The 22612-nt window shown below is 64.9% G+C and carries 25 protein-coding genes; 5 read left to right on the top strand and 20 right to left on the bottom strand.

Annotated features, from left to right (window positions below; all coding sequences use genetic code 11):
* Positions 1-5: 5 nt before the first annotated feature.
* From phnN to phnG, 8 genes are read right to left on the bottom strand one after another with little or no spacing between them, the layout of a single operon-like run.
* Complete coding sequence (gene phnN / locus UP09_RS11375) at positions 6-602, bottom strand: phosphonate metabolism protein/1,5-bisphosphokinase (PRPP-forming) PhnN (protein ID WP_044538269.1); 597 nt, start codon at positions 600-602, stop codon at positions 6-8.
* Positions 599-1753 (bottom strand): alpha-D-ribose 1-methylphosphonate 5-triphosphate diphosphatase, encoded by a 1155-nt coding sequence (locus UP09_RS11370; RefSeq protein ID WP_044538268.1) that lies wholly within the window; start codon positions 1751-1753, stop codon positions 599-601. Before UP09_RS11370 ends, phnN begins: the two co-directional genes overlap by 4 nt.
* 13 nt (positions 1754-1766) lie before the next feature.
* Positions 1767-2465, bottom strand: coding sequence for a phosphonate C-P lyase system protein PhnL (gene phnL, locus UP09_RS11365; RefSeq protein ID WP_044538267.1), 699 nt, complete (start codon positions 2463-2465; stop codon positions 1767-1769).
* A gap of 8 nt (positions 2466-2473) precedes the next feature.
* On the bottom strand, positions 2474-3271 hold the full coding sequence (gene phnK, locus UP09_RS11360; RefSeq protein ID WP_044538266.1) for a phosphonate C-P lyase system protein PhnK: 798 nt from the start codon (positions 3269-3271) through the stop codon (positions 2474-2476).
* On the bottom strand, positions 3264-4148 hold the full coding sequence (locus UP09_RS11355; protein WP_044538265.1) for an alpha-D-ribose 1-methylphosphonate 5-phosphate C-P-lyase PhnJ: 885 nt from the start codon (positions 4146-4148) through the stop codon (positions 3264-3266). Before UP09_RS11355 ends, phnK begins: the two co-directional genes overlap by 8 nt.
* A complete protein-coding gene (locus UP09_RS11350; RefSeq protein ID WP_044538264.1) occupies positions 4145-5248 on the bottom strand; it encodes a carbon-phosphorus lyase complex subunit in 1104 nt (367 codons plus the stop codon). Before UP09_RS11350 ends, UP09_RS11355 begins: the two co-directional genes overlap by 4 nt.
* Before the next feature lie 3 nt (positions 5249-5251).
* Positions 5252-5860, bottom strand: coding sequence for a phosphonate C-P lyase system protein PhnH (gene phnH, locus UP09_RS11345; RefSeq protein WP_044538263.1), 609 nt, complete (start codon positions 5858-5860; stop codon positions 5252-5254).
* Positions 5861-5864: 4 nt separating this feature from the next.
* The gene (gene phnG / locus UP09_RS11340; RefSeq protein ID WP_044538262.1) at positions 5865-6326 is read right to left on the bottom strand and encodes a phosphonate C-P lyase system protein PhnG; all 462 of its coding nucleotides are present in this window, start codon (positions 6324-6326) and stop codon (positions 5865-5867) included.
* 105 nt (positions 6327-6431) lie between these two features.
* Here phnG and phnF point away from each other — a divergent pair, with 105 nt between their 5' ends.
* Positions 6432-7157 carry a phosphonate metabolism transcriptional regulator PhnF gene (gene phnF, locus UP09_RS11335; RefSeq protein ID WP_044538261.1) on the top strand — a complete coding sequence of 242 codons (726 nt, stop codon included), beginning with the start codon at positions 6432-6434 and terminating at the stop codon, positions 7155-7157.
* A gap of 198 nt (positions 7158-7355) precedes the next feature.
* Here the strand turns inward: phnF and phnE (UP09_RS11330) are convergent, their stop codons facing one another.
* The 4 genes from phnE (UP09_RS11330) to phnC all read right to left on the bottom strand — a co-directional run bounded on the left by phnE (UP09_RS11330) (position 7356) and on the right by phnC (position 10989).
* Entirely contained in the window at positions 7356-8204 is an 849-nt protein-coding gene (gene phnE / locus UP09_RS11330) for a phosphonate ABC transporter, permease protein PhnE (RefSeq protein ID WP_044538260.1), read from the bottom strand.
* Complete coding sequence (gene phnE, locus UP09_RS11325; protein ID WP_044538259.1) at positions 8201-9085, bottom strand: phosphonate ABC transporter, permease protein PhnE; 885 nt, start codon at positions 9083-9085, stop codon at positions 8201-8203. The genes phnE (UP09_RS11330) and phnE (UP09_RS11325) overlap by 4 nt, the downstream gene beginning before the upstream one ends.
* Before the next feature lie 80 nt (positions 9086-9165).
* Positions 9166-10095, bottom strand: coding sequence for a phosphonate ABC transporter substrate-binding protein (gene phnD, locus UP09_RS11320; RefSeq protein ID WP_044538258.1), 930 nt, complete (start codon positions 10093-10095; stop codon positions 9166-9168).
* Between the two features lie 78 nt (positions 10096-10173).
* Complete coding sequence (gene phnC, locus UP09_RS11315; protein ID WP_044538257.1) at positions 10174-10989, bottom strand: phosphonate ABC transporter ATP-binding protein; 816 nt, start codon at positions 10987-10989, stop codon at positions 10174-10176.
* 187 nt (positions 10990-11176) lie between these two features.
* On the opposite strand from phnC, the gene UP09_RS11310 reads away from it, so the two are divergent.
* The 3 genes from UP09_RS11310 to UP09_RS11300 are packed head-to-tail and all read left to right on the top strand — an operon-like array spanning position 11177 to position 13722.
* Positions 11177-11842 (top strand): LbetaH domain-containing protein, encoded by a 666-nt coding sequence (locus UP09_RS11310; RefSeq protein WP_044538256.1) that lies wholly within the window; start codon positions 11177-11179, stop codon positions 11840-11842.
* Positions 11839-13011, top strand: a complete 1173-nt coding sequence (locus UP09_RS11305; protein WP_044538255.1) for an alpha-D-ribose 1-methylphosphonate 5-triphosphate diphosphatase — start codon at positions 11839-11841, stop codon at positions 13009-13011. The genes UP09_RS11310 and UP09_RS11305 overlap by 4 nt, the downstream gene beginning before the upstream one ends.
* A 21-nt stretch (positions 13012-13032) precedes the next feature.
* Positions 13033-13722, top strand: a complete 690-nt coding sequence (locus UP09_RS11300) for a DUF1045 domain-containing protein (RefSeq protein WP_044538254.1) — start codon at positions 13033-13035, stop codon at positions 13720-13722.
* Between the two features lie 7 nt (positions 13723-13729).
* Here UP09_RS11300 and hemC read toward each other — a convergent pair whose 3' ends face one another.
* The 8 genes from hemC to cnbZ all read right to left on the bottom strand — a co-directional run bounded on the left by hemC (position 13730) and on the right by cnbZ (position 21209).
* Entirely contained in the window at positions 13730-14716 is a 987-nt protein-coding gene (hemC, locus tag UP09_RS11295; protein ID WP_082070111.1) for a hydroxymethylbilane synthase, read from the bottom strand.
* 90 nt (positions 14717-14806) lie between these two features.
* The gene (gene pncA, locus UP09_RS11290; RefSeq protein ID WP_044538252.1) at positions 14807-15427 is read right to left on the bottom strand and encodes a bifunctional nicotinamidase/pyrazinamidase; all 621 of its coding nucleotides are present in this window, start codon (positions 15425-15427) and stop codon (positions 14807-14809) included.
* 5 nt (positions 15428-15432) lie between these two features.
* The gene (locus UP09_RS11285; RefSeq protein ID WP_044538251.1) at positions 15433-16251 is read right to left on the bottom strand and encodes an aspartate dehydrogenase; all 819 of its coding nucleotides are present in this window, start codon (positions 16249-16251) and stop codon (positions 15433-15435) included.
* Positions 16251-17669, bottom strand: a complete 1419-nt coding sequence (locus tag UP09_RS11280) for a M20/M25/M40 family metallo-hydrolase (protein ID WP_044538250.1) — start codon at positions 17667-17669, stop codon at positions 16251-16253. The genes UP09_RS11285 and UP09_RS11280 overlap by 1 nt, the downstream gene beginning before the upstream one ends.
* A gap of 117 nt (positions 17670-17786) precedes the next feature.
* Positions 17787-18287 (bottom strand): RidA family protein, encoded by a 501-nt coding sequence (locus UP09_RS11275; protein ID WP_082070091.1) that lies wholly within the window; start codon positions 18285-18287, stop codon positions 17787-17789.
* Between the two features lie 67 nt (positions 18288-18354).
* Entirely contained in the window at positions 18355-18759 is a 405-nt protein-coding gene (locus UP09_RS11270; protein WP_044538475.1) for a c-type cytochrome, read from the bottom strand.
* Positions 18759-20357 carry a flavin monoamine oxidase family protein gene (locus UP09_RS11265; RefSeq protein ID WP_044538248.1) on the bottom strand — a complete coding sequence of 533 codons (1599 nt, stop codon included), beginning with the start codon at positions 20355-20357 and terminating at the stop codon, positions 18759-18761. The genes UP09_RS11270 and UP09_RS11265 overlap by 1 nt, the downstream gene beginning before the upstream one ends.
* 102 nt (positions 20358-20459) lie before the next feature.
* Positions 20460-21209 carry a 2-amino-5-chloromuconate deaminase CnbZ gene (cnbZ, locus tag UP09_RS11260; protein WP_044538247.1) on the bottom strand — a complete coding sequence of 250 codons (750 nt, stop codon included), beginning with the start codon at positions 21207-21209 and terminating at the stop codon, positions 20460-20462.
* Positions 21210-21369: 160 nt separating this feature from the next.
* Here cnbZ and UP09_RS11255 point away from each other — a divergent pair, with 160 nt between their 5' ends.
* Complete coding sequence (locus UP09_RS11255) at positions 21370-22473, top strand: IS4 family transposase (RefSeq protein ID WP_044535962.1); 1104 nt, start codon at positions 21370-21372, stop codon at positions 22471-22473.
* Positions 22474-22612: the final 139 nt, after the last annotated feature.

The following is a 22612-nucleotide window of genomic DNA, read 5'->3' as shown; positions in this document are numbered from 1 at the left end:
GCGGGTCATTTCTCCCAGTGCTCGCCTTCGGTGATGCGGATAAGCTGTCGCGCGTGGAATTCGGCGCTGCCGGAATTGACAATGGTGACGTCAGGCACGGCCGTGGTCTCGTCAACGCTGCGGGTCAGCCGCTGCGCGAGCTGGCCGTCGCTGGCGCGCGCCCGCGCCGCAAGCCGCGCCGCGAGCACGTCCGGCGGCGCCGTGATCAAGACCACCACGACATTGATGTAGTTGCGGCGCGCGGCCGATATCACCGTGCGCGAGACGTTGGCGATCACGCTGCGCCCGGCGCGGATCTCGTCGTCGATCGACCGCGACAGCGCATAGCGATGCCCATGCGCTTCCCAGTGCATGGCGTAGTCGCCACCTGCGACCGCGCGCTGGAAGGCATCGGCGCTGACTTCCTCATTGTCTTCCGACGCCGAAGCCGCGCGGGTGATCAGGCGGCGCGGAAACACGATGTTGCGGTCGTCGGCACAGGCCGTCTTCACCAGTCCCAACAGCGTATCCTTGCCGGCGCCGCTCGGACCGACCACCAGCACCAGACGTCCCGGGCCAATCGCGGTGACGCGCTGCTCGGCGATGACGGGGGCTTCAGTCATGCAACCCTCCCTCCTTCGCGCCAGACGCTGCGCACGACCGGCAGGTCGCGCGCGACGTGCACGCGGATCAGATCGGCGCGTCGGCCGACCGCGATTTCGCCGCGATCGGAGAGCCCCACCGCTTCGGCCGGCGTCTTGGTCACGGTACGGACCGCTGAGGCGAGGTCGATCGCCGGGACGTGCTGCGGCAATTGCAGCGCCGCCATCAACAGGCTCGACGGGATGTAATCCGACGACAGGATGTCGAGCATTCCCTCCTGGGCAAGATCGACGGCCGCGATGTTGCCGGAATGCGAGCCGCCGCGCACGACGTTCGGCGCGCCCATCAGGATGTCGATGCCGGCGGCGTGCAGCCCGCGCGCCGCTTCCATCGTGGTCGGGAATTCCGCAACCGCGACCTTATCCTTGACGGCGTCGACCACGTTCTCTTCCGTGGTGTCGTCGTGGCTGGCCAGCGGGATCTTGTACTCATGCGCAAGTGCGACGATCGCGCGCATGTTGGGCGCGGCGTATTGCTTCTGGTAGGCGAAGCGGCGTGCAAACAGCACGTCGAGCTGGGCGTCGGTCATGCCGCCGCCCTTGCCGCGATAATAGTCGCGCAGCTTCACCTCGTCGCGGAACTGGCGCTGGCCCGGGGTGTGATCCATCAGCGACATCAGCCGCACGTCGGGCCGGTCGATCAGTTCCTTAGCTTCGGCGACCACGTCCGGCATCGGAATTTCGCAGCGCAGATGCAGGAAATGATCGGCACGCAGCAGGTTCTCCTCGCGTGCCGCCGAGATCGCCGCGGCCAGCACGCCGGCGCGGCCGTCGACGTCCTCGGCGCCGTCCTCGCGCCAGACCCGGAGCGAATCCAGCACCGTGGTGATGCCCGAGGTCGCAAGCTGCCCATCATAGGAGATCACAGCGGCGATCGGATTCCAGAACACTTTGGGCCGCGGCACATAGTGCATCTCGAGGTGGTCGGTGTGCAGCTCGATCAGCCCGGGCATGATGAGGTCGCCGCCGGCGTCCTCAGCCGCTTCCGGCGCCCTGCCCTCGCCGAATTCAGCAACCTTGCCATCTGACATGGCCACCCAGCCCTGCTCGATCACGCGATCGGCGAGGACGACGCGGGCGTTGCCGATGATGGTGTCTTGCTTAGCAGTCATTTCAAAAGGTCCTTCAGGCAGCAGCGGCGAACGAGGTCACGTCGACGATGCGGTCGGCGATCAGGTGACGGATCTCGTCGTCATGGACGATCGCAACCATCGCGACGCCCTTGGTCTTCTTCTCGGCGATCAGCGCGACCACCACGGCGCGGTTGGCGGCATCGAGCGATGCAGTCGGCTCGTCCAGCAGCAGGATCGGCAGGTCCGAGATGAAGCCGCGCGCGATGTTGACGCGCTGCTGCTCACCGCCGGAGAAGGTCGACGGCGGCAGCGCCCACAGCCGCTCCGGAATATTGAGCCGGTGTAGCAGATGGGCGGCACGGTCGCGAGCCTCTTCGCGCGTCACGCCGTTGACGATCAGAGGCTCGGCGACGACATCGATCGTCGCCACCCGCGGCACCGCACGCAGGAACTGGCTGACATAACCAATCGTCGAGCGGCGCACGCTCAGCACCTGGCGCGGCTCAGCGGTGGCGAGGTCGATCACCGTGCCATGATGGCAGATGCCGATCCGGCCGCCATCGCAGCGGTAATTGCCGAAGATCATCTTCAGGATCGAGGATTTGCCGGCGCCCGACGGGCCCGACAGCACCACGCATTCGCCCGGCTCGACATGGAACGAGACACCGCGCACCACGGGTAGTTCGATGCCGCCCTGCAAGTGCATCGTGAAGGTCTTTTCGGCGTTGGCAAGTTCGATCATCGCGGTCATCGGTGGCCTCATGCCGGAAGGATCGAGGAGACGAGCAGTTGCGTATACGGTTCGTGGGGATCGTCAAGCACCTGATCGGTCAGGCCAGTCTCGATGACGCGGCCGCCTTTCATCACCATCACGCGGTGCGACAGCAACCGCGCGACCGCAAGATCGTGGGTGACGACGATGGCGGCAAGCCCAAGCTCGCTGACGAGGTTGCGCATCAGGTCGAGCAGGCGCGCCTGCACCGAGACGTCGAGGCCACCGGTCGGCTCGTCCATGAACACCAGCCGCGGCTCAGTGACGAGGTTGCGCGCGATCTGCAGCCGCTGCCGCATGCCGCCGGAATAAGTTTTTGGCGCATCGTCGATGCGGCCGACATCGATCTCGACCCGCTCGAGCCAATTCGAGGCGGTGTCGCGGATCCGGCCGTAGTGATTCCACCCCACAGCCATCAGCCGCTCGCCGACATTGGCACCGGCCGAGACCGCCATGCGCAGCCCCTGCGCCGGATCCTGGTGCACATAACCCCAATCGGTGCGAAACAGAAAACGCCGCTCGGCTTCGCCGAGCCCGGCGAGATCGCGCAGCACGCCATCGCGCATCCGGTAGGACACGCGCCCGGCGCTCGGCGCCAGCTGTGCCGACAGCAGCTGCAACAGCGTCGACTTGCCCGAACCGGATTCGCCGACGATCGCCAGCACCTCGCCCGGATAGAGCGCGAACGAGACCTCGCGGCAAGCCGCGATATGGCCGTAGTTCCTGGCAAGCCCCTCGGCAACCAGCAGCGGCTGGGCGTTGTCGAGACTGAACGACTCAGACATGCGCCTTCTCCTTGTGCGGCGCCGCGCTCTCGGTGCCGTGATGGCCGGCCGCCTGACGCTGCTCGCAGAAATCGGTGTCGGAGCAAACGAACATCCGCCCGCCTCTGTCGTCGGTGACGATCTCGTCGAGATAGGAATTATCCGCGCCGCACAGCGCGCAAGGCGCGTCGAAGCGGTAGCGCGTGAACGGGTGATCCTCGAAATCGAGCGAGACCACGGACGTGTGCGGCGGGATCGCGTAGATGCGCTTCTCGCGGCCGGCGCCGAACAGTTGCAGCGCCGGGCAATTGTCCATCTTCGGATTGTCGAATTTCGGCGTCGGCGACGGATCCATCACGTAGCGCGCGTTCACCTTCACCGGATAGGCATAGGCGGTCGCGATATGGCCGAAGCGGGCGATGTCCTCGTAAAGCTTGACATGCATCAGGCCATACTCGGCGAGCGCATGCATGCGCCGCGTTTCGGTCTCGCGCGGCTCGAGGAAGCGCAGCGGTTCGGGGATCGGCACCTGGTAGACCAGCACCTGCCCCGCATGCAGCGGCGCCTCGGGAATGCGATGCCGGGTCTGGATCACGGTCGCGTCCGCAGTTGCGGTCGTGGTCGCGACACCGGCGGTCTTGCCGAAGAATTTTCTGATCGAGATCGCGTTGGTGGTGTCGTCGGAACCCTGGTCGATCACCTTCAGCACGTCGTCGGGGCCGAGGATCGCGGCCGTCACCTGCACACCGCCGGTGCCCCAGCCATAGGGCATCGGCATTTCGCGGCTGGCGAACGGCACCTGGTAGCCGGGAATCGCGATCGCCTTCAGGATCGCGCGGCGGATCATCCGCTTGGTCTGTTCGTCGAGATAGGCAAAATTATAAGTTGGCGCGTTCATTCTGCGGCCTCCTGTAGTTCGGGAGCCTCGTTGGCCTCAGCGAACTCCTGCCGCAGCTTGCGCAGCAGGCCAAGTTCGGACTGGAAGTCGACATAATGCGGTAGCTTCAGATGCTCGACGAAGCCGGTCGCCTGCACATTGTCGGAGTGCGACATCACGAACTCCTCGTCCTGCGCCGGCGCGGTGACTTCTTCGTCGAGCTCGCGCGCGCGCAAGGAGCGGTCGACCAGCGCCATCGACATGGTCTTGCGCTCGCTCTGCCCGAAGGCAAGGCCGTAACCACGGGTGAAGCACGGCGCCTCGGTCGCCGAGCCCTTGAACTGGTTGACCATCTGGCACTCGGTCAGTGCGATCGCGCCGAGCGGCACGGCAAAGCCGGCGTCCTCAGCGAAGAATTCGACCTCGACCTCCCCGAAGCGGATCTCGCCGGCGAACGGATGGTTGCGGCCATAGCCGCGCTGCGTGGAATAGCCGAGCGCGAGCAGAAAGCCCTCGTCGGCGCGCGCGAGGTTTTGCAGCCGCAGGTCACGATCGGCCGGAAAATTCAGCGGCTCGCGCGTGAGGTCGCCGACCGGAGCATCGGCCTCCGCCTGCGGCGATGTCTCGATCAGACCGTCGCGACCGAGGATGTCGGTGACACGCGGCGTCGCCGCCTGCGAGGCCTCCGACGTCGCCGGCTGCTCCGGAACAAAGCCCTCGGCCAGCTGCGGATCGAGCAGGCGGTGCGTGTAGTCGAAGGTCGGCCCCAGGATCTGGCCGCCCGGAATATCCTTGAAGGTCGAGGAGATGCGTCGGCGCACCTGCATCTCGCCGGTGTTGACCGGCTCGGTGGCGCCGAACCGCGGCAGCGTGGCGCGGAAGGCGCGGACCAGGAAGATCGCCTCGATCATGTCGCCGCGCGCCTGCTTGATGGCGAGCGCCGCCAGTTCGCGATCGTAGAGCGAGCCTTCGGTCATGACCCGGTCGACGCCGAGCGAGAGCTGTTCGGCGATCTGCGCCAGCGACAAATCAGGCACATCGCGGTCGCCGCGCCGCTCATGAGCGAGCAGGCGGTGGGCGTTCTCGATGGCGCGTTCGCCTCCCTTGACGGCTACATACATCGCCTACACTCCGCTTGTGATCAGCCGCGTGGTGCGGGGGATCGCGACAATCGCATCGTCATGGACCAGCACGACGTCGATGCCGCGCGGAAACAAGGCTTCGTTGATGGTGAGCCGCTCGAACAGGTCGCGCGGCCGGATCATCGCCTGCAACAGCGCGGTGCCATCGATGCCCGGGCCTTTCAGCTCGAAGGTCGGCCCTTGCGTCAGGCTGTCGACCTGCAGGATCAGCGTGATCGAACGGTCCGGATATTCGTTGCTGCCGAATGCGAAACGATCGAGAGGCGGCAGATTGGCCGCATCGCCGATCAGCGCAAAGTTGGCGATCGACGAATCCGCAATCACGGGCGCACTGGTGTGGAACTTAAGCCACCTGGCAACATCTGATGTTGCCGACATCGCGGCATCGAGCCAGATCGGCGTATCGTGATCGAACAGCGTCAACGCGATCGCAGCCGAGCCGCGCATCATGCCGGCGGGCGTTCCCGCCGTGGCGGTGATGCGCTGGACGCTGCCCGGGCGCGCCATCGCGTCCATCACCGAGCGGAAGGTCGACTGCGCCGACAACACCTTGTCGGCAAAGCCTGCGGGCAGTTCGGCAAATGTCGTCATCGCATCACCCCTCACCGCGCACCATCGTGTAGAAATCGACCCGCGTCGCCGCGGTTTCCTCAGCCTTGCGGCTGCGTTCGGCGATCATGACAGCGCGCAGCGGCGCAATCACCTTGGCCTCCACCTCGCCGACCAACTCCGCTGACTGCACCATGGCGTCGCACAGCGCGATCATCTGCGCCTTCTGGATGTCGCGGCCGAGCGTGTAGCCGAAGCCGACTTCGCCGGTCGCAAGCCGCACCGCGGCGCGCGACACCGTCGCTTCGCCGAGATTGAACGGCGCACCGTCGCCGCCGATCCGCCCGCGCACCATCACGAGGCCGTTCTCCGGTTCGCGCAGATTCTCATGCGCCGGCACCGTGATATCAGCGAGCCGTCCCGCGATCTCGGTAGCGCCGGAATGCGCCAGCACCGCCATCGCGGCCTTGCGCTGCGCCTCTTTGCTGTTCCGCACCATCGAATCCATGAGCAACCTTGCCTGAATCAAGTTGTCTATGATACTAGACAACTTCTTAGCGAACGCCAATGACCGTTTCGTGACAAATCGACGATTTCTAGGTATCACCGCGCCATGAGCATGCAGGAGAGTTCCGGCGTCGCCTTGTGGCGGCAGGTTGCCGACGGCATCGAGCGCGGCATCGCCGACGGTCGCTTTGCCGCGGGTGAGAAGCTGCCCGGCGAGGTCGAGATCGCCGAGACTTATCGCGTCAACCGCCACACCGTGCGGCGCGCGCTCGCGGCGCTCGCCGAACGCGGCCTGGTGCGCGCCGAGCGCGGCAGCGGCACTTATGTCGAGGCCCAGCGCCTCGCCTATCCGCTGCGCTCACGTACGCGGTTTTCCGAGATCGTCGGCGCCGGCGGCCATGAGCCGCGCGGCCAGTTGATCGATGCCGGTGACGATATCGCCACCCGCGAAATCGCGCGCGAACTTGGCTTAAAGATTGGCGCGCCGCTGATCCGGATCGAGTCGGTGCGGCTCGCCGACCGCACGCCGATCTGCGTGTCGACCACCTGGCTGTCGGCCGAGCGCTTTCCCGACGCCGGCAGCGTGTTCGCCAATGTCCGCTCGATGACCAAGCTGCTGGCGCATTACGGCGTCAAGGATTACCGGCGTTCCTCGACCCGGATCACCGCGGCGATCGCCGACGCCACCGACGCCGCACGGCTCGACCTCGCGCTCGGCCGCCCCGTGCTGGTCGTTGACTCCACCGACGTGGATCCCACGGACAAGCCGCTGGTCACCAAGCGCTCGCGCTTTGCCGCGGAGCGCGTCGAGTTTCTGGTGGAGAACAGTTGAGTGTGCCGCCACACTCACGGTGCACCTCTCCCCTTGTGGGAGAGGTCGGATCGCATCGCCAGATGCGATCCGGGTGAGGGGTATCTCTCCGCGCATTCTCTCGTTCTGAGTTCGCGGAGAGATACCCCTCATCCGGCGCTTCGCGCCACCTTCTCCCACAAGGGGAGAAGGATAGGAAGAGCGGAGCGAGGTGGCTTCCTAGGCCACCGCCCGTTGTCCGATGATCGCAAAGCGCAGCTTGCTCGAGATGAAATCGATCGCGGCAACCGCGATCAGGATCATCAGGATCAGGAACGACACCTTCTGCCACTCCAGCACGCGGATCTGCTCGGCCAGTTGCAGGCCGATGCCGCCGGCGCCGACGATGCCGATGATGGTGGCCGAACGCGTGTTCGACTCGATGAAATAGAGCACCTGCCCCGCAATCACCGGCAACACCTGCGGCAACAGGCCGAAACGGATTTCATGCAGCACGCTGCCGCCAGAGGCTCTGATGCCCTCGACCTGCTTGCGGTCGGCGCCCTCGATCGCCTCCGAGAACAGCTTTCCGAACGCGCCGAAGTCCGACACCATGATCGCCAGCACGCCGGCGAACGGGCCGAGGCCGACGACGTTGATCCAGACCAGCGCCCAGATCAGCGTATCAACGCCGCGGATCGAATCCAGGAAGCGGCGCACCGGAAAGCGGATCAGGTTCGAGGGGATGATGTTGCGCGCCGCCAGCAGGCTCACCGGCAGCGCCAGGATCGCCGCGAGCGTGGTGCCGAGCAGCGCGATCGACAGCGTTTCGCCGAGCGCCTGCATGTAGAGCGGAAACGACGCGCCGGGATTCGGCGGGATCATCATCATGGTGATCCAGCCGAGCTGACTGACGCCCGAAATCAGCTTCGACGGCGAGAAGTCGAGATCGACCAGCCCGAACACGAAGATCGCGAGCGCGGCTGCGATCGTCGCTGGCATCGCCAGCCGCGCCGAGGCAGGCCGGGCGAACACATCAGGGTACTTCGAGCGCAGCAGCTCGGTGTCCGGCTTCGGCAACTGGCTCATCGGCGGGTCTCCTTGCCGAACAGCCGCGCGCGCAGCCAGCCCGTCGAGATATCAATGATGAAGACCGTGACGATGATGGTGACGAGAATGGCGCTGACATCGGAATAGTAGAACTTGCGGATCGCGACCACGAACTCCTGACCGATGCCGCCGGCACCGACAAAGCCCATCACGGACGCTTCGCGGACGTTGACCTCAAATCGCAGCAGCGCATAGCTGGCATAGCCGGTCACGACCTGCGGCAGCACGGCAAAGCGCATGCAGGACAGCCAGCTCGCGCCGGTGGAACGGATGCCCTCGACCGGCTTCATGTCCGCGTTCTCGACGATCTCGGCGAACAGTTTTCCAAGCGCGCCGGTCGAATGGATCGCGATCGCGAGCACGCCGGCCATCGGTCCGAGACCGAAGGCGATGACGAAGATCAACGCGAATACGATGCCGGGCACGGTGCGGGCGAATTCCAGCAGGCGACGCACCGTGAAGCGCAGCCACCGCGAAGGCGAGGTGTTCTGTGCGGCGAAGAAATTCAGCGCGAAGGCAAACACCGCACCGATCAGCGTCCCGACATAGCTGATGAGCAACGTCTCGCCGAGCATCCGCAGCCACTTCTTCCAGCCCCAGAACCATTCGGCCGGATCGGTCCAGACCCGCGCGCCGGAATCGAGCGTCAGGATGCGGTCGAAATAGCTGATGAAATTGCCGAAATAGGTGAACAGCGTGCGCAGGTTCACCTCGGCGCCAATTGCGGCAATCAGCAGCGCTGCACAAAACACCGCAGCGGCGATCGTCATCTTCAGCCGCTTGCGCGCCACCGCCTTGCGATAGGCGTCATTCAGCACCGCAAGTTGCTGGGCCGGAAGGATGGATATGGCGGTCGCCATCGACGCGGGCCGATCTGCCTTAAGGGTTGAACGGAAAAGGGCCGGGTTATCTAACCCGGCCCAATTCGTTTGCGGATCGATCAGGACGCCTTCTTGCGCAGATTGTCCACGAACTTGATCAGCTCGATGGTCTTGTCGTAGTCGGCGTTGGTGATCGGCTGCCACGGCAGGTTCTTGCCGTCGGAGAGCTTCTTGTACGCTTCCGGATCCTTCTTGGCGGCATCGAGGAACACCTGCTTGATCGCGGCTTTCATGTCGTCCGGAAGGCTCTCGAGATAGGCGTAAGGCGAGTTGATGATGAGGTCGGACTTCACGATGATGCGGAAGTCTTCCTTCTTGAGCGGCGTACCGTCGCTCGACTTCACCATGTTCTTGTTCAGCATGCGGGTGAGGTTCGAATCGTCATCGGCGTTCCACCAGTTGGCGGCGACGTCGACGGTGCCCTGCGCCAGCGCCAGCACGGCGTTCTCATGGCTGCCGGTGAAGATCGCCTTGGAGAAATAGGCGTCCGGATCGATTCCCATCTGGTTCAGCTTGAAGCGCGGCATGTTGTTGCCGGAGGTCGAGTTCGGGTCGACCAGGCCGAGATTCTTGCCCTTGAGGTCCTCGATCTTCTGGTACGGGCTCTTGGCGAGCACGTAGAACACCGAATAATAGCCCTTCGAGCCGTCGGCATTGACGTCGATCACGAAGGCATCGGTCTTGACGCCGGTGAGACGGGCGCGCGCGAACGACGCCGGGCCGTAATAACCGATCTGGATGTTGCCGGCGCGCTGGCCTTCGATCACGGCCGCATAGTCGTTGGCGACGCGCAGGTTCACCTTGATGCCAAGCTCCTTGGACAGATAGCTCACGAACGGTCCATAGCGCTCGGTCACGCCAGAGCCGTTTTCGGACGGGATCACGGCGAAGGTGATCTCCGGATATTTCGTCTTCCAGTCTTCGGCCGAGGCCGAGCCGGCAAACGCCAGCGCGGCGGCGCCGGCCAGAACGATGCGACGAGTGATCATGTCAAACCCTCTTGTTGTGGTTACGCCTGTTGGGCCGGGCGAAATGCCCGGCCATCCTGATCGGAAAATGCGCAGCGCTCAGGCCGCGGCTGCGGTGCCGAGCGCCGGAACGGTTGCGTCGTCGGGCGCGGGCAGCGGCGCCGTCCCCATGACGTCGTTGGCCTCGAGGTCGTAGAGCTCGCGCGCGATATGATCGGTCAGCATCGCGGGTGCGCCGTCGAACACCACGCGGCCTGCGGACATGCCGATCAGGCGATCGCAATAGCTGCGCGCCAGGTCCAGCGAATGCAGGTTGCAGAGCACCGTGATACCAAAGTGCTTGTTGATGCGCAGCAGCGCGTCCATCACGATCTTGGTGTTGCGCGGATCGAGCGAGGCAATCGGCTCGTCGGCGAGGATGATGTCGGGCTCCTGCACCAGCGCGCGGGCGATCGCGACGCGCTGCTGCTGGCCGCCCGAGAGTTGGTCGGCGCGCTGCGCCGCAAGCTGGGCGATATCGAACTGCTCGAGCGCGGACATCGCCAGCGCCCGGTCCTGCTCCGGCCACATCTGCGCCAGCGAGCGCCACGACGGGATCCCGGCGAGCCGGCCCATCAGCACGTTGGTCAGGACGTCGAGCCGGCCGACCAGGTTGAACTGCTGGAAGATCATCGCCGAGCGCGCCCGCCACTGCCGCAGCGCTTTGCCATGCAGCGAGGTCACGTCGACGTCTTCGAACAGGATGCGGCCGGAGGTGGGATCGGCGAGGCGGTTGATCATGCGAAGCAGGGTCGACTTGCCGGCACCGGAGCGGCCGATCACGCCGACGAAGGCACCCGGCGCAATCGAGAACGATGCGTTGTCGACCGCGGCTTTTGTGCCGAAGCGGCACGTCAAACCTTCAACCACCAGCATGCAATGCTCCAACCACGTCGTGTTAGGCCATCGCTATCCCCGGTGTTTAACAGTTATGTGACGTACTGCTGCGGTGCGGCGATCGTCCACACCACTATGGTTGCAGTCATCGTGACGTCATGCTGTTGTCATCATGCACCGTGATGACGAGCGCATCTCCCGGAAGCCATGATTTGTGGAGGCCCTGATGGCCGGAAAAACACTCTCGGTCGTCCCGACCATCGACCCCACAGCGTCCGTCCGCGAGAGCAAGCTCGGCACCTACACCGAGGTCGGCGCACGCACCATCCTGCTCGAAGTCAGCATGGACGACTATTCCTATGTCGTGAACGACAGCCAGATCACCTACACCACGATCGGAAGATTTTGCTCGATCGCGGCGATGACCCGGATCAATCCCGGCAATCATCCGATGCACCGCGCCACGCAGGCGCATTTTACCTACCGGGCCAGCGCCTATTTTCCCGGCGAGAGCGACGACACTGACTTCTTCAACTGGCGACGTGCGCACCACGTGCATATCAGCCATGACGTCTGGGTCGGTCACGGCGCTGTGGTGCTGGCCGGCCGCAACATCGGCACCGGCGCGGTCATTGCTGCCGGCGCTGTTGTGACCAAGGACGTGCCACCCTATACCATCGTCGGTGGTAATCCGGCACGACCGATCAAGCGGCGCTTTTCGGAAGCGGTCGCCGACCGTCTCACTGCGCTGGCGTGGTGGGACTGGGATCATGAGACGCTTCGCCGCGCCCTGCCCGATTTTCGCAACCTTTCGGTGGAAGACTTCCTCGACAAATACGAGGCCGAAGCTGTGGCCCAATCACAAGACAAGACTCGGAGTGCCGCATCGTGACTGACATTTTCATCGAAGGCGGACGCGCGCTGGTTGACGGCGCGTTCACCGAGACCTCGCTGCGGATCGCCGGCCGCGACATCGACGCACTCGACGCCGAACAGGGCCGCGCCACGCTCCATATCGATGCCAAGGGATTCCTGGTGCTGCCTGGTATCGTCGACCTGCACGGCGACGCCTTCGAACGCCAGATGATGCCGCGCCCCGGCGTCGACTTCCCGACCGACGTCGCGCTTGTTGACAGCGACCGGCAGGCGATCGCTAACGGCATCACCACCGTCTTCCATGGCACGACCTGGTCGTGGGAGCCCGGCCTGCGCAGCGCTGACAATGCGCGGACATTGCTGGATACGATCGAGGCGTTGCGGCCTCAGCTTGCCGCCGATACCCGCTTTCATCTCCGCCACGAGACCCATAATCTCGAAGCCGAGGCCGAGATCACTGAATGGCTCACCGAGGGCCGCATCGACCTGTTCGCGTTCAACGACCACAGCCACGTGAAGCCCGAGAAGCGCGGCCGCCTGGCCGAACGCGCCGGGCTCTCGATCGAAGCCGTCAATGAGCTGCTCGACCAGGTCGCCGCCCGCCGCCCCGATGTGCCGGCCTCGATCGCGCGCCTGGCCGCTGCCGCGCGCGCGGCCGGCGTCCGGATGCTCTCGCATGATGACAACAGCCCCGCCATGCGTCAGGACTTCCGCACACTGGGTGTCACGATCGCCGAATTCCCCGTCAATGAGGAGACAGCGCGCGACGCCGCTGATGCCGGCGACTTCATCGTGTTCGGCGCGCCCAATGTGGTGCGCGGCGGCAGCCACACCGGCTGGACCAAGGCCTCCGACATGATCGCGAAGGGCCTCTGCTCGGTGCTGGCGTCCGACTATTATTATCCGGCGCAGCTGCTGGCAGCGTTCCGCCTCGCCGCCGACGGCACGCTGCCGCTCGCCAAGGCCTGGGACCTGATCTCGTCGGCGCCGGCGCGCGCCGCTGGCCTCGCCGATCGCGGCGTGCTGGCCGCAGGCCGCCGCGCCGATATCATCATCGTCGACGACAAGGTGCCGCTGCGGCCACGAATCGTCGCCGTCGTCGCCGCCGGACGGCTTGTGCATCTGACGGATGCCGGCCGCCTGGTTCATTCGCTCGCGTCGCGCAAGACAGTTGCGACGGCGTAAGGCGGCTCTATTCTGGCGGTCATGGCAAATCATCCGCGCTACGCGATCTACTACGCACCGTCGCCCGACAGCGTACTGCACCGTTTCGGTTCGACGCTGCTCGGCTACGATGCCGCTGATGGCGACGATCTGCCATTCCCCGATGCTGTCGCACCAGACTGGCGCGAGGTGACGCAGGACCCACGCAAATACGGCTTCCACGCCACGCTGAAGGCGCCGATGTCGCTGGCCGACGGCAAGCGCGAGGCCGACCTCCTCGACGCCTGCGCCACCTTCGCCGGCCGTATCAGGCGCATTCCGGTGATTGAACCCATCGTCGATGCCATCAGCGGCTTCATCGCCGTGATTCCGGCTAGGCGTTCGGACGATCTCGAGCGGCTTGCCGCCGACTGCGTCAGAGATTTCGACGCCTTCCGCGCGCCGCTCTCTCCGGAAGATCGTGCGCGGCGCAATCCCGCGAAGTTGACCGCGCGGCAGTGCGAACATCTGGATCGCTGGGGCTATCCTTACGTGATGGAGGAGTTCCGTTTCCACATGACGCTGACCGGGCGGCTGAACGACGAGCGGCGCGGCCCGATCGTGGCGTGGTTGCGGGAGCGGTTTGCTGCGACGGGCCTCACGACGCTCGCGATCGACCGCATCGCGCTGTTCAGGCAGGACGACGGCCCGTCGCGCTTCCGGATCGTCGGCAACTGGCCGCTACGTTCGTAAGCGCGCCCTACTCGTCCGGCCTTGTGCGAGCGATGATCTCGGCGGCGCCCTTGTCGAGCAGTTCGAGTCCCACCGCGCGGCCGAGTTCGCGCGGGCGATCGGCGGCGCCGCGCCTGACCACCTCGATGAAGCGGTCGCCGGTTTCGTCGAGCACAGACGCGCGCAGCGTCATCTCATGGTCGACAAGCGTGGCGTGGCCCGCGATCGGCGAATTGCAATGGCCGTTGAGCACCCACAGCACCTCGCGTTCGGCTTCGGCGCTGAGCCGCGCCTGCGCGTCGTCGATTCCAGCCAGCCGCATGCGCGTCGCCCAGTCAGTGTCGACGCATTCGACCGCGACGATGCCTTGGCCAACGGCCGGCAGCATCTCGTCGACAGTGAAATCATGCGCGATGCGCGCGGTCATGCCGATGCGCTCGAGGCCGGAGCGCGCCATCACCAGCGCATCCGCCGGCCCAACCTCGCCGCCGTCAGGCAGCCGCTGCTTGTCGCCGCGATCGAGCTTTGCGATCCGCGTGTCGGCGGCGCCGCGATAATGGATCACTGTCGCTTCCGGAAACAGCCGGCGCAGATAGGCGGCGCGGCGCACCGCGTTGGTGCCGATCTTCAGACCCTTGCCGCGGGAAGCGCGGAAGGTCTCCAGCGACAGGCCGGGCCGCAGCACCAGCGAATCGCTGGCGGCGTCGCGCGCAAGCATCGCCGCGATGACGAGACCCGGCGTTTCCTCGTTGCCCGGCACGTCCTTCAGCGAATGCATCGCCGCCTGCAGCGTGCCTGATCGCATCGCCTCGCGGATCTCGGCGACGAAGGCGCCGCCCTTGCCGCCGTGACGCAGCAGCTTGCTGGTCTGGTCCTGGTCGCCGCGGGTTTCGAACTTGACGACGTCGACGGCAAGGTCCGGCGCCGAGGCGCGCAGCAGCCGCGCGACCTCGTCGGTCTGCGCCAGCGCCATCACGCTTTTCCGCGTGCCAATCCGTAAAGCCTGTCCCGACACGAAGTCTCCGCTGCGAATGACCGTCAACGGCTGGGGATTAAAGCAAAAGGCCAGTCATAACAACGGTTTTTGCCCCTAACCAAGCCCTTCTCAGGCGATGTCGTCGATCAGCGCGACGCCGGCCTCCGTCATGGCCGCGGTGGCTGTTGCGAGCGAGCCGGCGAGATCGATGGCGCGGCAACCGGCCATCACGACCGCGGTCTCGAAGCCGAGCCGCCGCGCATCGAGCGCCGAATACTGCACGCAGTAATCGGTCGCGAGACCCGCCATGACGATGCGCTTCAGGCCGCGCTCCCGAAGATAGCCCGCCAGACCAGTCGGCGTGGCCTGATCATTCTCGAAGAACGCCGAATAGGAATCGATCGCCGCGCGGAATCCCTTGCGGATCACAAGTTCGGCCTTGTCGGTTGCGAGCTGCGGGTGAAACGCGGCGCCAAGGGTGCCCTGGATGCAATGGTCTGGCCACAGCGTCTGCGGGCCGTAGGGCATCGTGATGGAGGAAAACGGCGCGGCGCCCGGATGCGAGGTCGCAAACGAGCTGTGGCCCGCCGGATGCCAGTCCTGGGTCAACACGACATGGTCGAACCGCTCCGCCAGCCGGTTGACGACCGGCACCACGGCATCGCCGTCGGCGACCGCCAGCGCACCGCCGGGACAGAAGTCGTTCTGCACATCGATGATCAGCAAGAGATCGTCCGGCAGGATCTTCATCGCCCTTACGTTCCGATGCGCAAGCTGGCGCGCAGCTTGCGCAGGCAGGCGATCACCGACAGCGCGGTGATGCGACCGGTCTTCGGGTTCTCCGAGGGGATGTTCTCGATCGTCATCGTGAAGCGCGCCGAATCGGAATCGACCTCGATGCGGTGGGTGTTGCGCGTCACCGTCGGGTCGGCCCAGATCTCGACCCGGGTGCGGTCGGGTCCGATGCCGGCAAGCGATAGCGCGACCGCGACATTGAGATTGGCCGGAAAGCCCTTTGCGGCGTCGCGCGCGCTGCCTTCGAATATCCGCAGCGGCTCGGTGATCCCATCGATCTGGATGTTGTTCTCGACCAGATGCGGAGCGCCGAGCAGCCCTGCGACCGGCTTGCGCGTCACCAGCCTCGCCGAATGGATCGTCCCTTCAGCGGCCGCGGTGACGGCATCGAGCCCGATCAGCGCGCCGGTCGGCACGATGATCTGGCCGCCATGCGCCTTGGCGAGATCGATGAGGTCCATATTCTGCAACAGCGCGCCGACGCTGAGCACGATTGCGGTCTTGCCGCGCTCGACCACCGGCGCCACGATCGAGCGAACCACCTTGCTCGGCGCGCATTCGACCACGATGTCGGCGACCTCGGCGAGTTGTTCGATCGGCACGATGTCAGGCGCCGATCTGAGGCCCGCGACCCAGCCGCGATGCTTCTCCGGGTTGTTCGCCGACACCGCGACCAGCGTCAGGCCCTCGATACCCTGATCGAGTGCCTTGACGACGTCGGTGCCGATCGCGCCGAGGCCAGCCACCGCGACACGCGTCTTTGTGCTTCGCTCTGCCATCACTTCCCGCCAGCCAGCATCTTGACCAGGCGGTAGAGGTACTCCTGCCCTTCGTAGAACGACTTCACCAGCACGCGCTCGTCCTTGCCATGGTTCCTGTTGTCGTCGACGTCGGAGCCGAGCCCGGAATGACCGTAGGTCGGAATCCCCGCATTGCGCAGAAACAGGCCGTCGGTCGCGCCGGTGCTCATGACCGGGACGACCGCGGCATCAGGCCAGAATTCCTTCGACAGCTTTTCGATCGATCCCATGATCTCCTCGTTCAGCGGCGACGGTGGGCTTGGCTTGGCCGAGCCCCCGCTCACCTCGATCTGCTTGTCGGCGAGCACGCGCTCGATCTGGGCCTGAACACCCTCGATCGACTCGCCGGGCAGGACCCGGCAATTCACCCCCGCGGTCGCAACCTGCGGCAGCGCATTGAGAGCGTGGCCACCTTGCAGCATGGTCGCGACGCAGGTGGTGCGGAGCTGGGCGTTGTAGCCGGGATACGCAGATAACCGCGCCAGCGCGGCCGGATCCGGCTGCGGCGCCAGGATGGCGCGGATATCGTCGGCGTTCTGCTTGCTCTCGACCTCGGCGGTTTTGGCGAAATAGAGCCGCGTCGTCTCGTTGAGATTGAGCGGGAAGTCGTAGTTGGAGAGGCGCACCAGACCTTCGGCGAGGCGGTAGATCGCATTGTCCTTGCGCGGCAGCGACGAGTGGCCGCCGCGGTCCTTCACCGTGAGCTTGTAGCCGGTCGAGACCTTCTCGCTGGTTTGCACGCTGTTGCGGATCGCCTTGCCGTTCTTCAGGCCGACGCCGCCGCCTTCGTTCAAGGCGAACTCGGCGTCGATCAGGTCGCGGTGGTTCTTGATCAGCCACTGGATACCGACGGCATTGGAATCCCCCGTCTCCTCGTCGGTCTCCAGCGCCACGATGATGTCGCGGTCGGGCGTGTAGCCTTCCTTCTTGTAGCGGATCAGGTTGGTGACGAAGGAGGCGGCCATGAATTTGTCGTCGCTAGAGCCACGGCCGTAGAAATAGCCGTCCTGCTCGGTGAGCTTGAACGGATCGAACGACCAGTCCTCGCGGAGAGCCGGCACGACGTCGATATGGGCGACCAGCAGGATCGGCTTGCGCGCGCCGGAGCCGTGCAGCCGTGCCACCAGATCACCCTTGTGCGGCGTCGGCGAGAACACGTGGACGTCTTCGTCGGAGAAGCCGGCCGCGCGCAACCGCGCTCCCATCGCCTCCGCCGCCTTCTGCGTATCGCCGGTCGCGGTGGTCGTGTTGATCTCGACCAGCTCCTGATAGATGCTACGCGCGAACTGCTGTTGCTCGGTCAGCCCCTCCGCCGCAGCGCCCGTGGCCAGCAGCACCGGACCAAACACCGCCGACAGCAGCAGCGATCGATACGTCCTTCGGGCTTTGTGCGACATCCTGCTCTCCCAAAATTCCATGACTTCGTCCGATCGAATTCAGAACAGGCGGCACCTGCTTTGGCAAGACGGCGAGACCTTCAATTTGCGCGCACAAGCTCCGCTGTTTCACACGCGTTATTTGGCATCCTTATTCGTGTCCTTGGCCGCGACCACCTCGATCTCGACCAGGAATCCGGGATTGGCGAGCGCGGCGACGCCGACCACCGAGCGCGCCGGCAGGTTCGGCTGGCTGCCGCCGAAGAACTGGGTGTAGCCCTCCATGAAGGCCTTGAAATCCATCGGCGCCGACGCGTTGTGCACCAGGAAGACCTGCATCTTGACGACGTCGCCGATGCCGAGCCCCTGGCCTTCCAGAATGCCCTTGATGCGGGTGAGCGCGCCGACGGTCTGGGTCCTGGTGTCGCCATAGGCCTGCGGGCTCGCCGGATCGGCATCCTTGTTGATAACAGGCGGCACCTGGCCGCTGACATAAATGGTGGTGGCGTTGCCGGTGACGGTCACCGCCTGCGCGATCGGGAAGGTCGAGTTGGGAAGCGGATGGCGGATCACGTCCGCACAGGCCGCGGTCGCCACGGCCGACAGTGCGGCCCCAAGTACGATGTTTGCGAGTTTCATGATTTCCCCCTCGATGTGTCTGACCATGATCTTTCGGAAAAAGCTTCAGACTTTTCCGGATCATGCTCTAGTGGCGGGCGTCCTGGACGTCCTTGGCCGTCACCGCGTCCTGAAAGTCGTTGCCAAAATGCGTCCGCACATAATTCACAACGGCGGCGACCTGGCCATCGTTCATCATGTCGCCGAACGCCGGCATGCCGCGGCGGCCGTTGACGATGAGGAAGATCGGGTAGCTACCGGCCTCGAGGGTCTTGTTGCCGGCCAGCGACGGATACGTCCCCGCGCCGGTCGCCCCGGTCGCGTCAGGCATGTGGCAGCCTTGGCAGACATTGGCGAACAGTTCCTCACCGGTCATTTCCACGAAGCGGTAGCCGGAACTGAAGGTGCGGCGGCTCGCATTGTCCTGTCCGGTCGCTGCGGTCGCTGACAGCAGCGTCAGTGCGGCAACCGCCGATATGCTGGCTCGCGTCATCATGTCTTCACCACGCGTTCGTGCAGCCGCGTGATGGCGTCGAGCGAGGACAGGATCGCGCCCTCCTGCCACGCCGGCAGGTCGGAGGCATGCTCGCCCGCCAGCACGATGCGGCCATCAATCTGGCAGAGATTGCGGTAATGCTGCGCGCGCCCGGCCTCCGTCCATTCGCCGGCGCAGCCGAGCGTGAACGGCACGCGATGCCAGGCCACCGCAACGCCGGTCTCGAACTCAGCTTTGTATTGCGGATGGATCTTGGCACCGAACTCGACGGCACTGGCGACGCGCTCGGCCGGCGTCATCGCCGTGAATTCGTAGGCATTGGCGCCCTCGAACAGATAGGCGCCGAGCAGGATACCGCGGCCGGCGCGGTTGAAGCCGTAGTTCGGATAGGCGATCTGCCGGATCGGCAGGTCAGTGAAGCTGATCCCGCCATAGATCGCCTCGTCCTCCTCCCAGAAGCGGCGCTTGAATTGCAACCCGATCTTCACCGAGGCGGCATAGGGCAAGGACTCGATCGCATTCCGCATCGGCGCGCTGACGTCCAGCGGCAACTGGCTCAGGATCGGCAGCGGGATGGTGCAGACGCACCAGTCGGCGGTGGCCTGCTGCACAGCGGATGGATTGGTCGTGTCGACATAGCTCACGGTGACGCCGGACCCGTTCTGCTGGATCTGTGTCACCTTGGCGTTGTAGCGGATGAGATCGCCTACCTCGCGTGCAAACGCCTTGCCGATCATGTCCATGCCGCCGACCGGCTGGAACATGGTGGTCTGGACATTGTAGCGGGAAAAGGCCTGCAGATAGCGCCACACCTGCGAACGCAGGATCGCCGACAGCGGGATCGGATCGCTCGGCAGCGGATCGGCGGTCAGCCCGCCGCCGGGATCGCGGGCATACCCCCGGAACTCTGCGGAGCCGAGATTGGCATTGTATTTGTAATCGCGATCGAGCGCGCCCCAGGCGCGCAGCGACTGCAGCAGGATCTCCTGATCTTCCTTGGTGACCGTTTCGTCGAGCTTGCCTTGCTGGGTGACCTTGGCGAGCAGCTCCGACACCTGACCCTGGAAATCCGCCTTGATGCTGCGGATCCGCTGCGGTTTGCCGTCGAACGCGCGACCCGCGTGCAGATAGGCGTTGTGGTTGAGCTGGATGAAGGGTTCCAGCACGACATTGAGCCGTCTACAATAATCGAGCAGTGCGCGGTGATGATAGGGAATCCGCCACGGGCCCGGATTGATGTAGAGCCCCTGCTCGAACTCGCAATTTTGCTTGAAGCCGCCGAGCTCGGTAAAACTGTCGCCGCCGCGGATCGTCCAGTTGCGGCCCCCCGGGCGGCTGTTGAATTCGAGGACCTGGACCTTGTAGCCGGCCTTGCGCAGTTCCAGCGCCGCCGTCATGCCCGCAAGCCCCGCGCCGAGGATCAGCACGGAGGCGCCTTTCGGATCGCCCGCGAGCTTGAGCGGCCCCTTGTAGGCGGATTCGGATGTGAAGCCGAGGCTCGTCATCGCATGATACATCGCCGAACTCCCGGCGATGGTACCGATCAGCGCGAGCAGGTCTCGCCGCTTGATCACAGGTCCGTTCTGCACCGGCATTCACCCAGCCTCATTCATCGTTTGGAGAGGGAAACGGTTGACGCGACCGCTGTCAAGAAAGGCCGCACGCTTCCGCGTGCACCCACACGCGTTTTTGATGCATCAGACCACACGCTCGCGATGCACGCGCCGGCAATCCATCTCGTAGTCGAGCCCGACCACCGGCGGCCGGTCGAAATGCCAGGTCAGGCCGTTGCGGAACACGCCGCGGCGACCGAGTTCGCTTTCGAGCACCGGATAGGCGTCGTGCACGGTGTAGAGTTGCACTGCGGTGGTGTCCTTCCACGTCCCGCCGAATGCGCTCATCCGGCGTTCCATCTCGTCCAGCACCGATTTCGCCTTCGCCAGCATGCCGGCCGGGCTGGTGTCGCCGAATGCAACGATGTGGTCGCGGTAATTGGCCTTGCCCTCGACCGATTCTCCGCTGCCGGCCACGACGAAGCTTGTGGGCGCGTCCTTCGCCGGCACCGTGTACGAGAAGGCGTGAAAGCACGGCTCCTTGGGCGGATCGATCTTCGGACAGACATTGCTGCGCGCCACCGGATTGACGCCGTCCCGCATCACGGCCCATTCGATCAATGTCTTGATGTAGATGTCGTTGAACGCCTTGAAGCCCTCCTCGGTGAATGGCGCCGGCGAGCGCAATTCGCAGGCGCCGAAGGCCGTGAGCGGACGCCCCGCAGCCTTGAGTATCTCCGCAATGCTGGCAAAACCCGCTTTCAGCGGCACCGGCTCAAAGAACCTGACCCGCTCGATGGCAAAACCGGGAAGCGCACTGATGCCGCAGGAATACTGGCTGACGCCGGGCATGAAACGATAGCCGCGGTCGGGGGCTTCGACGGTGTTGGTCATGTCGCCTCTTTGACGTGATCGAAGTACGGTCGCGTCGCAGTGGATGCGCTCGCCGCGAAGATGTCAAACAGGGCGCAGCCACCATCCGTCGTCCCGGCCTGCGCCCATAGGCGCTAAAATAGGATTTGCGCGTTGGATTTACGTGTGATTCCAAGAAGAGATGAGAAACGAATCGCTTGTGAACGAAGACTGGGCGCGTGTTGTTTCGCGGCTGGGCGGAGCTGAGGCTCTGGAGGCTGGCGCGCGGGAGACGAAGGCGTTTGTTCGCCCGCGCGAGATCAGCAATGCAGTCGATCTGCTGCGGCTGATCCTTGCGTATTGCCTGGGCACGAGAGGTCTGCGGTTGACGGCGGCATGGGCGACTTCGGTGGGCCTTGTCGATATCTCCAACGTGGCTCTGTTATACCGGCTGCGTCAGTCCGGGGATTGGCTTGCACAGCTGATAGGCCGGGCACTTGCGAGCGGTGCGCCGAAGGCAAGCCGCGGTCGACTGATCCGCATCGTTGACGCCACGACGGTCCCAAAAGCTGGAACCGGCGGCAGGCAGAAGAATGCGGTGTGGCGCATCCACAGTGCGTTCGATCTTCCGCAAGAACGTTTTGGTCACTTCGAGCTGACCGACGAACGCGCGGGCGAGACGCTGGACCGGATCCCGCTGATTGCCGGCGAGATCCGTCTTGCCGACCGCGCCTATCTGCAGCCGGAGCGCATGGCGTATCTGGTCGAGGCCGGTGCGGACTTCGTGATCCGCTCGGGCTGGAAGAGCGCTTGTTGGCTGGATCGCAAAGGCAATCTGATCGATCTCGTCGCCGAACTGCGCAAGGCCGCGGCACGCGGCATCATCGACCGGCCGATCTGGGTAAAACGCAAGTCTGGTGGAGCACCGCTTGCTGTGCGTTTGGTTGCCGTCAAGAAACCTGCAGATGCGGCTCAGGCTGCACGGCGCAAGGCACGCAGGACGGCTCAGAAGGGAGGCCATCGTCTCTCCAGGCAAACGCTTGATGCTGCGGATTGGGTGATCCTGGTGACCTCGCTCAAGCCCGAGGACTTCACAACCGCTGATCTGCTTGCCCTTTACCGGCTGCGATGGCGGATCGAACTCGGCTTCAAGCGGCTGAAGAGCCTGATTGGCTTGAAAGGACCTCCAGGAACTGACGAGCGGTCTGCCAGACCCCATATCCTCGCTCACCTGCTGATCATTCTTCTGCTCGAGCCGCTTGTCGACGAACTCGAGGACTCTCCCCGCTTGGCCGAAGCCGCCTAACCAGACCTGCAGCATGGCGCCTGCTCCGTCAGCTCATCGCCTCCCTGCTCCAAGCCATCATTCCCCAGCCCACAATCGCGCGTCTGCGCAGAGCCAGCCTCGCTCTCCAACGACATCTGCGCGAGCCTCCCAGACGTAA

Source organism: Bradyrhizobium sp. LTSP885, assembly GCF_000938305.1.
Classification (GTDB): domain Bacteria; phylum Pseudomonadota; class Alphaproteobacteria; order Rhizobiales; family Xanthobacteraceae; genus Bradyrhizobium.
The sequence above is the reverse complement of the archived record's forward strand: the minus strand, read 5'-3'. Positions and strand labels throughout refer to the sequence as shown.